Below are 13,230 nucleotides of genomic sequence, written 5' to 3'. Positions count from 1 at the left end.
CATGTTCGAGTTCACGTCGGGCGACGAGTGGGAGGCCTGGCTCGACGAGAACCACAGCACGGCGCCCGACGCCTGGCTGCGGATCAGGAAGGCCCGCTCGACGCTCCCCGGCATCACGATCGCCGACGCGCTCGACGGAGCCCTCTGCTTCGGTTGGATCGACGGTCAGCGCAAGTCGCACGACGACGACGCGTTCCTGCAGCGCTACTCGCCGAGACGGCCGACCAGTTCGTAGTCGAAGATCAACGTCGACAAGTTCGACGCACTCGCCGCCGCAGGCCGAGTACGGCCCGCGGGATACGCGGAGGCGGCCAGAGCGAAGGCCGACGGTCGATGGGACGCCGCCTATCAATCCCAGCGGACTGCCGAGGCACCCGTGGATCTTGTTGCTGCGCTTGCCGCGGACTCGCACGCGCTCGCCGCGTTCGACCGGCTCGGTCGGTCGGACCGCTACGCGATCATCCTTCAGATCCTGAAGGCACGGACCCCCGATCGTCGGGCCGCTCTCATCGCCAAGGCGGTCGCCGACTTGCGAGCGTGAATCAGCCCAGCATGTCCTTGACCAGCGGGATCACCTGGTCGCCGTACAACTCGATGGAACGACGCTGGACGCTGTGCGGGACCGGCTGGTCGTACTTGAGATCAAATCGATCGACCTTCAACACCGACAATGTGCGGGCGATCTTCGTCGCGACGGTCTCCGGGGAGCCGAGGTACAACGAGCCGTCGACGATCTCGTTCTCGAAGTCCGACGGCGTCGGCGGGGGCCAACCGCGCTCGCGTCCCATCGTGGTGCGCATCGCGAACCAGCCGTCGTAAGCGAGCTCGCGAGCCTGATCGTCGGTGTCGGCGACCAGACCCGGCGAGTGCACGGCGACCTTTGCCCGCGGCGTGCCGTACTGGTCCTGCGCGCGGTCGAACAGATCGATGTAGGCGGCGAAGCGATCGGGAGGTCCGCCGATGATCGCCAGGAACAGGTTGAACCCGTACTGCGCGGTCCGCACCACCGACTCTGGAGTCCCGCCGACGCCGACCCAGGTCGGGATGCCGTTCGCGGTCGTCGGGTACACGCGCTGGTCGGTCAGGGCCGTCCGCGTGGTGCCCTCCCAGGTGACGGGCTTCTCCCGCAGAAGGCGCGACAGCAGATCGAGCTTCTCGTCGAACAGGACGTCGTAGTCGGCGAGGTCGTAGCCGAACAGCGGGAACGACTCGATGAACGACCCGCGTCCGGCGACGATCTCGGCACGACCGTTCGAGACGGCGTCCAACGTCGCGAAACGCTCGAACACGCGGACCGGGTCGTCGGAGCTGAGTACGGTGACCGCCGATCCCAACCTGATGCGCGAGGTGCGCGCCGCGATCGCGGCCAGGACCATCTCGGGGCTCGACACCGCGAAATCGGGGCGGTGGTGCTCGCCGACCCCGAAGAAGTCGAGGCCTGCCTGATCAGCGACAACACCGTCCTCGACGAGGTCGCGGATCACGGTGGGGTGATCGACGGGTCGGCCGTCGTCGTCGATCGTCACCCCGCCGAACGTGTCGAGTCCGAATTCGATGCTCACGCCGCGGTCAATCGGAAGATGCGGAGTTCACGGTCCGTGCGCCCGAGGTACGTCTGGTAGACCGCCATCGATTCGATGAAACCCGCCAGGACCCGCTCGCGGTCCGCACCATCGATGAGGGTCGCCGTCACCGGGATCTCGTCGCCGATGATCACCGACGCCGGTCCACCCGCGAGGAGGTTGTACGTCCATGCGGGATGCCGGTCGCCGCCGAAGTTCGACCCGATGACGAAGATGTCCGGATCCTCGCGGTAGTAGAGGAGCGGCTGGACCCGCCGCGCACCGGACTTCGCGCCCGTCGTCGCCAGCAGCAGAGTCGGTGCGCCGATGGGCCCGAGTGCGGTGAACCGGCCTCGGGTCTTGCCGAGCACCCAACGGTCGAGCGGGGCCAGCGCCTTGATCGTCGCCGACCCGGCGGCCGTTGACGCGAACTTCACCATCGGAGCTCGCAGGACACTGCTCTCGGCGCCCCATCGGACGTCGGGGAACGGTTGCGGAGATGTCATCTGCTCAGCGTATGCGCTCAAACCGCGCGGCAACAGGCGCAGGCTGCACCCACCAGTTCCGCGTCGACCACGGGGGTCGTTGTCCGGACCGGGCGCGGCCGGCCGGTCGGCCAGACGATCACCGCGGCGACGGCCCCGATCGCGGCGAAAGCGGCGAGGATCGGCCAGGCGATCTCGAGGCCTGCCGACACGCCGATCCACCCGGCGATCGGGTACGCGAGCAACCACGCCGCATGCGACAGGGAGAACTGTGCGGCGAACCCGGTGGGGATGTCGTCGGCATCGACCACGCGGCGGATCACCCGACCGGTGGGAGTGACGATCGCCGCCATGCCTGCGCCGATCGCCGACCAGAGAATGGCGATGAGCGGGGTGGACGCCGTGCCGGACACTGCCGCGGCTGCCGCAACCGCGGTGGCGACGACGAGCACGGCGGCACCGGTCATCATCACCGGGCGTTCGGAGTCGAGCCGATCGAGGATCCTCGGCAGGACGAGTGCGACCGTGAGTGTGCCCAATCCTGACGCAGCGAGCATCCACGCAACGCCGGCCTGGTCGCCGCCGAGTCGGTCGCGAACGAGGTTCACGGTGTTCACGACCACGATCGAGCCTGCCGACGCGACCACCAGGTTCAACGCCATCACACCGCGGAGCTCACGGGTGCGTATGAACGTGCGAACACCGGCGACGATCTTCTCGAGGGCGCCAGACGACGCGGTGGGTCGTGCGTTCGGCACGGTCGCGGCCCGGACGAGCAGCGCAGAGACACCGAACCCGACGGCGGTGCCCACGAACAGGGTGTTGAACGACATGAACGTGAGGGCGACGGCTGCGAGGACCGGGCTGAGCAGACTCTCCATCGTGTAGGCGACCTGGGACGCCGAGAGCGCGCGGGTGAAGTCGGCCTCGTCGGTGACGACGTCGGGGATCACCGCTTGGAACGTCGGAGTGAACGCAGCCGACGCCGCCTGCAGGAGCGCCACCAGCACATACACCTGCCACACCTGGGTGACGAACGGCAAGGCCACGACGACCGCCATCCGGATCACGTCGAGCGTGACGAGGAAGGCGCGGCGGGGGAGGCGGTCCACGTAGGCCGCGGCGATCGGCGCGATCACGACGTACAGGACCATCTTGATGGTCAGCGCAGTGGCCAGAACAGCCGCTGCATCGGACCCCGCGAGGTCGTACGCCAGGAGCCCGAGGGCGACGGTCGCGAGCCCGGTGCCGAACAGCGCGATCACTTGCGCGCCGAACAGCCGCCGGTAGTCGCGAATCGCGAACAGTGCCATGACGTGGGCCTTTCGAGTCTCTTGTGCTGGGGACGGAGGGTCAGTGGTGGTGATGGTGACCGTGGTGAGGGGGAGTCTCGGCCGAGACCGTGAACTCAGCGGTCCGAACCGTGCCGTTGTGCTTGAAGTCGAGGAACAACCGGTAGTCGCCTGCCGATGGCGCGGTCGCGTGGAAGGTGATTGCGGGTCCCGGCTCGGTCACGCCGTCGCCGGGTGCACCGTCGGGGTGTACGTGCAGGTACGCGAGGTCCCCTGAACGCAGTGCCACCAGATGCCCGTAGGCGGCGAGGTACGGCTCGAGATCGGTGACGGGGGCTCCGTCGCGCTCCACGCGGAACGTCAACGTCCGGCCCTCCTGCGGTGTCAGTCCGCCGTCGAGGATCACCGTGTAGCCGTCCGCCGTGACTGCGGAGGAGACGGCGGGCAGCGGCTCCGGCGTGAACTCTCCGGCTACGAACAGGTCGGCGCCCAACGTGACTCCGCGACCGATCGAGGCCGCGGTGAAGTCGGCGAGGATCCGCCACACGCCCGCGGTGAGGTCCACGTCGGTACGCCACACGCCTGCGGCGTCGCGGACGGGGTGAACGTGCTGGAAGCCTGCGAGGTCGCGTCGGACGGCGATCAGATGCAGGTCCTTGTCGTGCTGCTCGACGTAGTCCGTGACCGGGGTGCCGTCGCCGTCGACGACGGTGAACTCGAGTGAATGTCGGCCTGCACTCGCGATCGTGGTGCCGAGGACCAGGCGGAGTCCGGCGTCGGCGACGAGGACGCCGCCCGGAGTGGTCGAGTGTGCTGCGTGCGCATTGTGGTCGTGACCTGTGCTCATTGCCTTCTCCTTCGGTGGCGTGTCCGGGTGGACACTGAGATCAACATATACCCCAGGGGGGTATTGATCAAGCCCTCCGAACTGAAGCAGTCGGGATGCGGGCACTACTGTTGTCAGGCGAGAAGCAAGAATCCCGGTCGTCCGACGGCGGCCCGTGACGGTTTGGAGTCAATGTGAATCTCATCGGCGTTATCGGCGGCGGCACCATGGGTGCAGGCATTGCCGAGGTGTGTGCGAAGGCCGGCAGCAACGTCCTCGTGCTGGAGACCAAGCAGGAGTTCGCCGACGCGGCAGCGGCGCGCATCTCGAAGTCCATCAGCCGTGGCGTCGCCAAGGGCAAGATCTCGCAGGAGGACGCCGACGCCGCCATCGCGCGCGTCACCGTGACCCTCGACGTGAACCTGTTCGCCGACCGCGAGCTCGTGATCGAGGCCGCGCCCGAAGTCGAGGCCATCAAGCACGACATCTTCGCCAAGCTCGACGCCGTCGTGAGCGAGAATGCGATCCTCGCGACCAACACCTCGTCGATCCCGGTCATCAAGATCGCTGCTGCGACCGCTCATCCCGAGCGCGTGGTCGGTGTCCACTTCTTCAACCCGGTTCCGGTGATGCCGCTGGTCGAGATCATCTCGGCACTCACCACGGCTCCGGAGACCGCAGCGTCGGTGACCGAGTACGCGAAGAACGTCCTCGGCAAGACCACGGTCCAGGCCGGCGACCGCTCGGGCTTCATCGTGAACGCCCTGCTCATCCCGTACCTGTGCCAGGCGATCCGCATGTACGACTCGGGTTACGCCAGCGCCGAGGACATCGACGCCGCGATGAAGGGCGGCTGCGGCTATCCGATGGGTCCGCTGACCCTCTGCGACACCGTCGGACTCGACATCTGCCTGGCGGCCGCCGAATCGCTGTACGCCGAGTTCGCCGAGCCGCACTACGCGCCCCCGGCACTCCTTCGTCGCATGGTCGACGCCGGACGCCTCGGCCGCAAGACCGGCCGCGGGTTCTACGACTACAGCGCGTAGCGCCCGACTCGCCGCGACGCCCGCACCGGATTCCGGTGCGGGCGTCGTGCTGTCTTCCTCGCGGTTCTTCGGTCGTCTCCTCGGTTCTTCGAGCGCAGTCGAGAAGCTCTACTCCGCCAGGCGTTGGCGGATGAGGTAGTGCCGCTCGAGGAACAGCCGTTCGTCGAGCTTCTTGCGACGCATCCACGTGGTGAGTTCGGCGTTGCACTTGCTGGAATTGCACGAACGGCAGCTCGGGACGACGTTGTCGAGCGTGTATCGGCCACCGCGCGAGATGGGCAGCATGCAGTCCTTCTGCAGCCCGGGCCCTGCCGCGCCGCAATATGCGCACCCGCCCCACTCGTCCTGCAGTGATGCCCACTGTTCTGCGGTGAGATCGTGATCCTTCTGCGCCATCCGCAGCTTCCGGCGGCGAGCGTATCTGGCGGCGCGGGGGCGAGGTGGCATTGTTCGACGGTAGCCGCGCCGCTCAGGACGACCGCCCGCGCGGTCACCACCGCGACGACCGTGTGGGCGAAGGCCGAGCGCAGACGGCCATCCATGGATGGCCGCCCTGCTCGGCGCCCATCACGCAGCCATCGTGACCAAGGCCCGCGACCGGCGACGTGCCGGTCGAACAGCTTCCCCAAGCGGCCGGTCGGGAGGGGGAAGACATAGACTCGACCGCCATGGAACCCGCACGCGACCTCGCAGGCAGAGTCTCGACTGCGGTGGCGGTCGGTGGATCCACAGTGATCGGCGCGTCGACCGGAGGCGTCGTCTTGATGAGGTGGAGCGCGAAGCGAACGCCGGGCGGATCGCTTGATGCCAGCAATTCGTTCGCTCTGTCGGTTGAATGGTTGATGTGGACCGTGGCTCTGCTGATTCTCGCCGCGATCTGGGGAGTGACGTTCGTCCGTGCGCGTCGGCGTCGAACCCGAGTCGTTGTCTCGACCGTCGCGGTCGGTCTCGTGGCGCTCGGGTTGATCGGCTTGGCAGGTGGCTCGTAGCGTGACCGATCTGAGGGCCGTCGCGGACGTCGTCGAGGAGACCGCCGACATCGTTCGAAGTCGGTCGCACGACCTGTCGTGGCAGTCGACTTTCGACACCAGCGACGAGCTCGTCGGAATCCTCGACCAGCGGGCCGCAGCGGTGCGGTCGGGCGACGTCGCGTCCTTGGCCGACGTGAGGTTCTGGTTTCTCCCGACCGGGCCGTTGTGCGAGATCGCGGCGAGCAGCGGGTGGCTTCCCGAATACACCGAACTCGGGAATCGCCTCGACGCGCTCTAGGTTCCTCCGAGAAGCCTTCCCGGCAGCGATCTGCGGTCGGCTGCGGCAAACCCGATGTGCGCAGCCGACCGACAGTCACGTCACTGACTCGTGAGTTGGACCTCGTACGTCACCCACTTCGTGCGGCTTGCCAAGGTGCCGTAGAGCGCCTGGGCCTGGAGGTTGTCCTCAGCCGTCACCCACTGGACCGCGGCTCGCCCCTCGGAAGCCGCCATGTCCGTGAGCCGGTTGATCAGCGCGCGCCCGACGCCCTGTCCTCGTGCCGCTGGGACAGTGAACAGATCGTCGAGGAAGATCCCGGTGGTCGCGGTGTACGGCGACGAATATCGCCGGTGATGTGCAAAACCGACGACTGTCTCGTTGGACTCCGCGACCAGTCCGTTGCACTCGTGCCGAGGGTCCATCATCCAGCCCCATGCCGTCGACACGACGGCCTCCGACTCGGGTAGTAGGTAGAACTCGCGGTATGCGCGAAACAGATCGCGCCAACGAGCCTCGTCCGAGACGAGCAGGGGTCGAATGGTGATTGTTGAAGTGTTCGCCATGAGGGCTCCTTGTGAAGATTCGGCGCGGAATCGCGCGTCAGGTGAATGAAGTGGGCGAACGACAATCGGCGGGCCGCGAAGGCGAGGTAACGGACTTGTGAATTTCGCAGTAACGTTATCTACTGGTCTCATGATTGAGAGTAACAGGTCGTCTGAAATTGCCGACCTGCTCAGGGGGCGGATCAAGACGATGAACGCTGGCGACAAGCTTCCGGGAGTGCGCACGCTGTCGTCGACGCTTCACGCCAGCGCGGGTACCGTCTCTGCTGCTTTGGCTGAGCTCGCCGCGCACGGGCTGGTGCGCTCAGAGCCGGGGAGGGGCACGTTCGTCGCCGAAGTCGGGCCGAATGTTGATCCAGACTTCGCCTGGCAGTCTCAGGCGCTGGGGCCGAAGCGCGTCGACGAAGGACGTGCTTCGCGGCTCGGCGGTTACGGGGGTGCCGGAAGGATCCCTCTCTCGTGGGGCTATCTCGCGTCTGAGTTGCAACCAAATGACGACATCCGTCGGATCGCTGCGCGTGCCGCGAAGTCTTCGCATGCATGGGCGATGACGGATTCCGCCGGCCTCCCGGAGCTCCGGCGAGTGATCGCCGCGGACTTCCGTGCCGATCCCGACGATGTGCTTGTGGTGTCCGGCGGCCAGCAAGCGCTCGTCTCTGTGCTGCGGACTCTGGCCGAACCTGGGGCCACGGTGTTGACCGAGAGCCCAACCTATCCCGGCGCGATCATCGCGGCGCAGAGTGCTGGTCTGCGACTGGCGTCGGTGCCCTCAGACGGCGGCGGAGTTCGGGTCGATGCTCTCGGCGACGCGTTGGAGCGGACGCGAGCGCGGGTTGCCTACCTGCAGCCGAACTTCGCGAATCCGTCAGGTGCGGTCTTGACGGCCGAGCGCAGGTTGGAGGTTGTCGAACTCGCCCGTCGACACGGCGCGTTCCTCGTCGAGGACGACTGGTCACGGCACCTGTGCCTTGAGGGGGTGACGCCGGCTCCACTGTCTGCGCTCGACCCTGACGGCCACATCGTGACGATTGTGACATTGTCGAAGCCCGTGTCGCCCGGGATGCGGGTCGGTGCGGTGATCGCCAGGGGGCCTGCCGGTCGTAGGCTCCGTGCCTCGAGGACCGCTGACGACCTCTGCGTCGCGCCTCTCATGCAGGAGGTGGCGGTGAGTCTGCTGACGTCGAATGCGTGGCCGAGGCACCTGAAACGCATACGACCGGAGCTGACCGCGCGGCGTGACGCCCTCGTATCGTCTCTTCGCGCGGCACTGCCTGAGCTGAGGATTCCGATTGTTCCCAGGGGCGGTCTTCACCTCTGGGCGCGCCTGCCCGACGGAGTGGATTCGACTGCCGTGTGCGCCGCGGCGGACACAGCGGGGGTGCTCGTCGGCGATGGCCGGCACTTCTTCGTCGACGAGCCGCCCGCGTCGTTCCTTCGATTCTCCTTCGGAGCTGCCACGCCGGCACAGATCGATGAAGGGGTGCGCCGTCTCAGCGCTGTGCTTTGAGCCGTAAGCCGTCGAGAAGCAGGTCGAGACCGGCGGTGAACTGGTCGCGGTCGTCGTGGCCGTCGAACTCGTCCACGATGTAGTGGACGTACGGGTGTTCCTGCGGGTCGAGCGCTCGCCATTGATCGGCGAACCGTTTGAGGTACTCCGCGCCGGTCACGGTGCCATCGAGAACCTCTTTCGGGATCTGCTGCCCGAGGTCGGTCGCCGTGCCGATGACAAACCCGAGGATGGCGGACACGGCGTGGAACGTGTCGCGAGGATTCAGCTCCAGGCGCATCACGTGACGGCCGATCGTCTCGTAGAGGGCTAGTCCGTTCGGCTGAACGCCGGTGTCGCGCATCAGATACCCGCCGAGCCATGGGCGGTCGGCGACGGTGTCGAACAGCGCGACGCCCACTCGCCGGACGTCGGCGATCGGGTCGTCGGTGTCGATGAACTCGTCGGTCACCGCGAGTACTTCGCCGAGCACGTGGTCGGTCGCACGGTCGAGCAACTCGTCCTTGTTCTGGACGTACCAGTAGATGCTGGCCACCCCTCCGCCGAGCCGTGCGGCAAGCGCGCGGAACGTCAACGCCGGTTCTCCGGCTTCGTCCAGGATGGCGACGGCCTCGCCGATCACCGTCTCCATCGAGTGGGATGCGCGGCGTCGCCGTGTCGTCTTCTGCGCAGGTGCGCCTTGTGCGGCAGTCATCAGAACCTCCTCCCTTGCATGGTATCGAACGCTGTTCTATTCTATGGAACGTCGTTCGATAACCGAACGCTGTTCGATAAGAAGGGAGGGATCGACGATGGCCACCACCACCGAGTCCCCACGTACCTACACGTCGCTTCGTGCGGCATGGATTCCGCTGTTCGCGCTCTGTCTCGCGTTCTTCGTCGAGATGGTCGACAACACGCTCCTCACGATCGCCTTGCCGACCATCGGTCGAGATCTGGGCGGTGGCACCACCGCGCTGCAGTGGGTCTCCGGCGCCTACTCGTTGACGTTCGGCGGGCTCCTGCTGACAGCCGGGTCGATGGCCGACCGCCTCGGCCGACGCCGAGTTCTGCTCATCGGACTCGCGGCCTTCGGCATCATCAGCGTCGGGGTGGTCGCCGTCACCTCAACCGGCGAGCTGATCGCGCTGCGTGCGCTGCTAGGTCTCGCGGCTGCGGCGATGGCGCCCATCACCAACTCGCTCGTCTTCCGGCTGTTCGACGACCAGGCCCTCCGCATGCGAGCCATGACACTGATGATCGTCGTCGGCATGAGCGGATTCATCCTCGGACCGTTGCTCGGTGGCACAGCACTCGCTCACGTCGGCTGGGAGTGGTTGCTCCTGGTCAACGCGCCGATTGCATTGGTCGCGTGGATCGGCGTGCGGCTCGGGGTGCCCGCGGACCGGCCCGAAGATCTCACCTCGGATCGGCTCGACCTGCCCGGCGCCGCCTTGAGCATCCTGGCCATCGGTCTCGGCTGCTACACGCTCACCGCGGGCGTCGAGCACGGATGGGCGTCACCGTGGACATGGGGTTGCGCGGTCGCGGCGGTCGCGGCAGGCATCGGATTCGTGCGACACGAACGGCGCGCTGCTGAGCCGATGCTAGACCTGAGGCTCTTCTCCAGCGGAACGGTGCGGGGTGCAGCGATCGCTCAGGTCGGCACCTCGATCGCGATGGCGGGTGTCATGTTCGGCCTGATTCTGCACTTCCAATACGCCTACGGCTGGAGCCCGGTGCGCGCAGGCCTGGCAAACCTGCCGATGATCGTCACCATGATCGTCGCGACCCCGTTCTCCGAATACCTCGCCAAGCGGTTTGGGCATCGCATCGCGTGCCTGGTCGGCGCAGGCTTCCTCACCGTCGCACTCGCCGCGATGGCATGGGGAGTCCATCACGGCTACGTCGTCATCGCGATCAGCATGGTTCTGATGACCATCGGACTGCGCACCGTGATGACGATCTGTGCGGTGGCACTCGTCGACGCCATGCCGGAGAACCGCACGTCGATCGGTGCAGCGCTCAACGACACGGCACAAGAAGTCGGCACGAGTGTCGGAACCGCGCTCATCGGCACCATGATCGCCGCGCTGGTCACCGCCAACCTGCCCGTCGGCGAGTGGAGCGGTGAACTCGTCCAGTCATTCTTCGACGGTGAACGCCTCACCTATGCGGTCCTCGCGGTCGTGGTCGGAGTGATCGCCACCTGGGGCGCCCTGACACTCACGGATGCGAAGACCGTCGACGAGCACTGACCGGCGATCGTCCATAACTGCTGCGGAAGGCAGACGGAGGTGATCTGCTGATCAGGTGAACGCGCACGGTCAGCATCGGGTCACCGATCCGTTCGGTGGAGTGCCAGACGGGGCGTCTCCGGTGCTTGCGCTGACCGTTCTCGTGAGTCTCGCCGCGATCTTGGCGTACGGCGTCATCGCGTCTCAAGCCGGCGGCGTCCGGTGGCCGGTGCGTAGGTTCTGGTTCTTCGCTGTGGGCACGATCGGCGTCGCGTGGTCGACGCTCGCCGTCGCCTACGGTCCCGCAGTGATGGTCGGCCACGTCGTCGGGATGATGGTCGCCCCGGCGTTCCTCGTGCTGGCCCGCCCGCTCCGGCTGATCCTACGTTCATGCTCACCGGATGATCGACGTCGAGCCCGCCGCGTGGTGCTCATGCTTCGAAGGCTGCACGGCCACCGGTCGGTCGGGTGGGCCGTTGTCGAATACGTCCTGTCGATGGCGCTGATGTTGCTCACACCGCTCATGGCGGTGCTCGGTGGATCTGTCGCCGCTCACGTCGCCGTGGCGCTCTATATGGCGGTGTGCGGTGTCGGCTTCTACTCGGCGGTGCTCGGGATCGGATCGGGCGGATCCCGAGCATCGGAGGCCGTTCGACGGATGAGCGCACGGCGAGCGGGCGCCGGAATGGTCGCAGTGGGTGTGACCATCGCTGCCGGATTAGGGTGGGGCGGCGCTTCGACGGCGGACGGCGTCGTCTTGATGTCGGTCGGTGGGGCTGCCGGCCTGTTCGGGGTTGCAGCCGTCCGATGGCACGATGAGTCCCATGACTGCAACCCTCGTCGCCAAGGATCTCGCCGGAGGCTACGCGCACCGCATCTTGTTCGAGGGGCTTGATCTCACCGTCGCGCCGGGCGACGTGGTCGGTGTCGTCGGAAGCAACGGTGCGGGCAAGTCGACGCTGCTGCGGATTCTCGCGGGGGAGTTGGCTCCACTGTCCGGAACGGTCTCGCGCGCACCGAGCGATGCATTCATCGGTTGGCTTCCACAGGAACACGAGCGGGTAGTCGACGAGACCGTCGGTCAGTATGTGGCCCGTCGTACGGGATGCGCCGCCGCGGCCCGTGCGATGGACACTGCGGCCGCCGTCCTCGGCGACGAGAACGCTCCCGCCGATGCGGCGGACGTGTACGCCGCAGCCCTCGATCACTGGCTCGCGACCGGTGCCGCCGATCTGGACGAACGGCTGCCCGCTGTGCTGGCCGACCTCGGCCTCGACACCGGCGACGTGGCCCCGGAATCTGCGCTGATGACGGGCCTGTCCGGTGGGCAGGTCGCACGTGTCGGACTCGCCGCTCTGTTGTGCTCCCGATTCGACATAGTCCTGCTCGACGAGCCGACCAACGACCTCGACCTCGATGGCCTCGAACGTCTCGAAGACGTGGTGCGCGGAATGCGGGGCGGCGTGGTCCTGGTGAGCCACGATCGCGAGTTCCTGGCGCGCAGTGTCACCCGGGTGCTCGAAATCGATCTCGCGCAGCACACCAACACCGTGTACGGCGGCGGGTACGAGAGTTATCTCGAAGAACGTGAAGTGGCCCGCAGACACCGGCGCGAGGAGTACGAGGAGTACGCCGACAAGAAGGCCGATCTCGTCGGACGTGCACGAACCCAGCGTGAGTGGTCGAGCCAGGGGGTCCGAAACGCGATGAAGAAGGCGCCGGACAACGACAAGAATCGGCGCAAGGCGGCGACCGAGTCGAGTGAGAAGCAGGCGCAGAAAGTTCGACAGATGGAGAGTCGGATCGCGCGGCTCGAAGAGGTCGTCGAACCGCGTAAGGAATGGGTCCTGGAGTTCAGTATCGGCGCGGCCCCGCGTTCGAGTTCGGTTGTGTCCACCCTCAACGAGGCCGTGATGCGGCAGGGCGACTTCACTCTGGGCCCGGTGTCGGTTCAGGTCAACGCAGGTGAGCGCATCGGCATCACCGGGCCGAACGGCGCCGGGAAGTCGACGCTGTTGCGCCTGATTCTCGGGCGCTCACAACCCGACGAGGGCTCGGCGGCGCTCGGCGCCAACGTCGCGATCGGCGAGATAGATCAGGCTCGTGGCCTCTTCACCGGCGACGAACCGCTGGCCGCGCGGTTCGAGGGCTTCGTGCCCGACTACACGACTGCCGATGTGCGGACTCTGCTCGCCAAGTTCGGTCTCAAAGCCGATCACGTCGACCGCCCGGTGGACGATCTGTCGCCTGGGGAACGGACGCGAGCGGCACTCGCACTGCTGCAGGCACGGGGAACGAATGTGCTTGTCCTCGACGAGCCGACCAACCACCTCGACCTCGCCGCCATCGAACAGCTCGAATCGGCCCTCGCGTCCTACGACGGTGCGCTCCTGCTCGTGACACACGACCGCCGGATGCTGGCGAACGTGAACGTCGACCGGCGCTGGCACGTCGAGAACGGGCTCGTCGCCGAGCTCTGACG

At 66.8% G+C, this 13,230-nt stretch carries 16 protein-coding genes; 9 read left to right on the top strand and 7 right to left on the bottom strand.

Translation table 11 applies throughout. The features are described from left to right. The first annotated feature begins 1 nt into the window (after position 1). On the top strand, positions 2 to 235 hold the full coding sequence (locus tag JVX90_RS20590; protein WP_240193899.1) for a hypothetical protein: 234 nt from the start codon (positions 2 to 4) through the stop codon (positions 233 to 235). Between the two features lie 141 nt (positions 236 to 376). Further along, positions 377 to 541, top strand: a complete 165-nt coding sequence (locus JVX90_RS20585; RefSeq protein WP_240193898.1) for a YdeI/OmpD-associated family protein — start codon at positions 377 to 379, stop codon at positions 539 to 541. 1 nt (position 542) lies between these two features. On the opposite strand, the gene JVX90_RS12945 is transcribed toward JVX90_RS20585, so the two are convergent. The 4 genes from JVX90_RS12945 to JVX90_RS12930 are packed head-to-tail and all read right to left on the bottom strand — an operon-like array spanning position 543 to position 4,186. Further along, positions 543 to 1,562 (bottom strand): LLM class flavin-dependent oxidoreductase, encoded by a 1,020-nt coding sequence (locus tag JVX90_RS12945; protein WP_205329157.1) that lies wholly within the window; start codon positions 1,560 to 1,562, stop codon positions 543 to 545. Further along, a complete protein-coding gene (locus JVX90_RS12940) occupies positions 1,559 to 2,068 on the bottom strand; it encodes a nitroreductase family deazaflavin-dependent oxidoreductase (protein ID WP_008375751.1) in 510 nt (169 codons plus the stop codon). The genes JVX90_RS12945 and JVX90_RS12940 overlap by 4 nt, the downstream gene beginning before the upstream one ends. Positions 2,069 to 2,085: 17 nt before the next feature. Next, a complete protein-coding gene (locus tag JVX90_RS12935; protein WP_205329156.1) occupies positions 2,086 to 3,360 on the bottom strand; it encodes an MFS transporter in 1,275 nt (424 codons plus the stop codon). Between the two features lie 40 nt (positions 3,361 to 3,400). Beyond that, positions 3,401 to 4,186: a hypothetical protein gene (locus tag JVX90_RS12930; RefSeq protein WP_008375749.1), complete on the bottom strand. Its 786-nt coding sequence runs from the start codon at positions 4,184 to 4,186 to the stop codon at positions 3,401 to 3,403. Between the two features lie 173 nt (positions 4,187 to 4,359). Here JVX90_RS12930 and JVX90_RS12925 point away from each other — a divergent pair, with 173 nt between their 5' ends. Further along, on the top strand, positions 4,360 to 5,211 hold the full coding sequence (locus JVX90_RS12925; RefSeq protein ID WP_008375748.1) for a 3-hydroxybutyryl-CoA dehydrogenase: 852 nt from the start codon (positions 4,360 to 4,362) through the stop codon (positions 5,209 to 5,211). A 108-nt stretch (positions 5,212 to 5,319) separates the two neighbouring features. Here JVX90_RS12925 and JVX90_RS12920 read toward each other — a convergent pair whose 3' ends face one another. Further along, the gene (locus tag JVX90_RS12920) at positions 5,320 to 5,658 is read right to left on the bottom strand and encodes an HNH endonuclease (RefSeq protein ID WP_040519158.1); all 339 of its coding nucleotides are present in this window, start codon (positions 5,656 to 5,658) and stop codon (positions 5,320 to 5,322) included. Between the two features lie 221 nt (positions 5,659 to 5,879). Here JVX90_RS12920 and JVX90_RS12915 point away from each other — a divergent pair, with 221 nt between their 5' ends. Next, complete coding sequence (locus JVX90_RS12915) at positions 5,880 to 6,200, top strand: hypothetical protein (RefSeq protein ID WP_205329155.1); 321 nt, start codon at positions 5,880 to 5,882, stop codon at positions 6,198 to 6,200. A 1-nt stretch (position 6,201) separates the two neighbouring features. Next, a complete protein-coding gene (locus JVX90_RS12910) occupies positions 6,202 to 6,480 on the top strand; it encodes a hypothetical protein (protein ID WP_205329154.1) in 279 nt (92 codons plus the stop codon). Between the two features lie 80 nt (positions 6,481 to 6,560). Here the strand turns inward: JVX90_RS12910 and JVX90_RS12905 are convergent, their stop codons facing one another. Beyond that, positions 6,561 to 7,025 carry a GNAT family N-acetyltransferase gene (locus JVX90_RS12905; protein ID WP_205329153.1) on the bottom strand — a complete coding sequence of 155 codons (465 nt, stop codon included), beginning with the start codon at positions 7,023 to 7,025 and terminating at the stop codon, positions 6,561 to 6,563. Between the two features lie 130 nt (positions 7,026 to 7,155). On the opposite strand from JVX90_RS12905, the gene JVX90_RS12900 reads away from it, so the two are divergent. Continuing rightward, positions 7,156 to 8,532 carry a PLP-dependent aminotransferase family protein gene (locus JVX90_RS12900; protein WP_205329152.1) on the top strand — a complete coding sequence of 459 codons (1,377 nt, stop codon included), beginning with the start codon at positions 7,156 to 7,158 and terminating at the stop codon, positions 8,530 to 8,532. Here the strand turns inward: JVX90_RS12900 and JVX90_RS12895 are convergent. Further along, a complete protein-coding gene (locus JVX90_RS12895; RefSeq protein ID WP_205329151.1) occupies positions 8,516 to 9,226 on the bottom strand; it encodes a TetR/AcrR family transcriptional regulator in 711 nt (236 codons plus the stop codon). The two genes, JVX90_RS12900 and JVX90_RS12895, sit on opposite strands and share 17 nt — an antisense overlap. Positions 9,227 to 9,323: 97 nt before the next feature. Here JVX90_RS12895 and JVX90_RS12890 point away from each other — a divergent pair, with 97 nt between their 5' ends. The 3 genes from JVX90_RS12890 to JVX90_RS12880 are packed head-to-tail and all read left to right on the top strand — an operon-like array spanning position 9,324 to position 13,228. Continuing rightward, a complete protein-coding gene (locus tag JVX90_RS12890) occupies positions 9,324 to 10,769 on the top strand; it encodes an MFS transporter (RefSeq protein ID WP_205329150.1) in 1,446 nt (481 codons plus the stop codon). 55 nt (positions 10,770 to 10,824) lie between these two features. Further along, positions 10,825 to 11,643, top strand: coding sequence for a cytochrome c oxidase assembly protein (locus JVX90_RS12885; protein ID WP_205329149.1), 819 nt, complete (start codon positions 10,825 to 10,827; stop codon positions 11,641 to 11,643). Beyond that, positions 11,573 to 13,228 (top strand): ABC-F family ATP-binding cassette domain-containing protein, encoded by a 1,656-nt coding sequence (locus tag JVX90_RS12880; RefSeq protein WP_205329148.1) that lies wholly within the window; start codon positions 11,573 to 11,575, stop codon positions 13,226 to 13,228. The genes JVX90_RS12885 and JVX90_RS12880 overlap by 71 nt, the downstream gene beginning before the upstream one ends. Positions 13,229 to 13,230 lie beyond the last annotated feature (2 nt).

This window comes from Gordonia sp. PDNC005 (assembly GCF_016919385.1).
Lineage (GTDB): Bacteria > Actinomycetota > Actinomycetes > Mycobacteriales > Mycobacteriaceae > Gordonia.
Note: the sequence above shows the minus strand (reverse complement) of the source record. Positions and strands in the feature narration are given on the sequence as shown.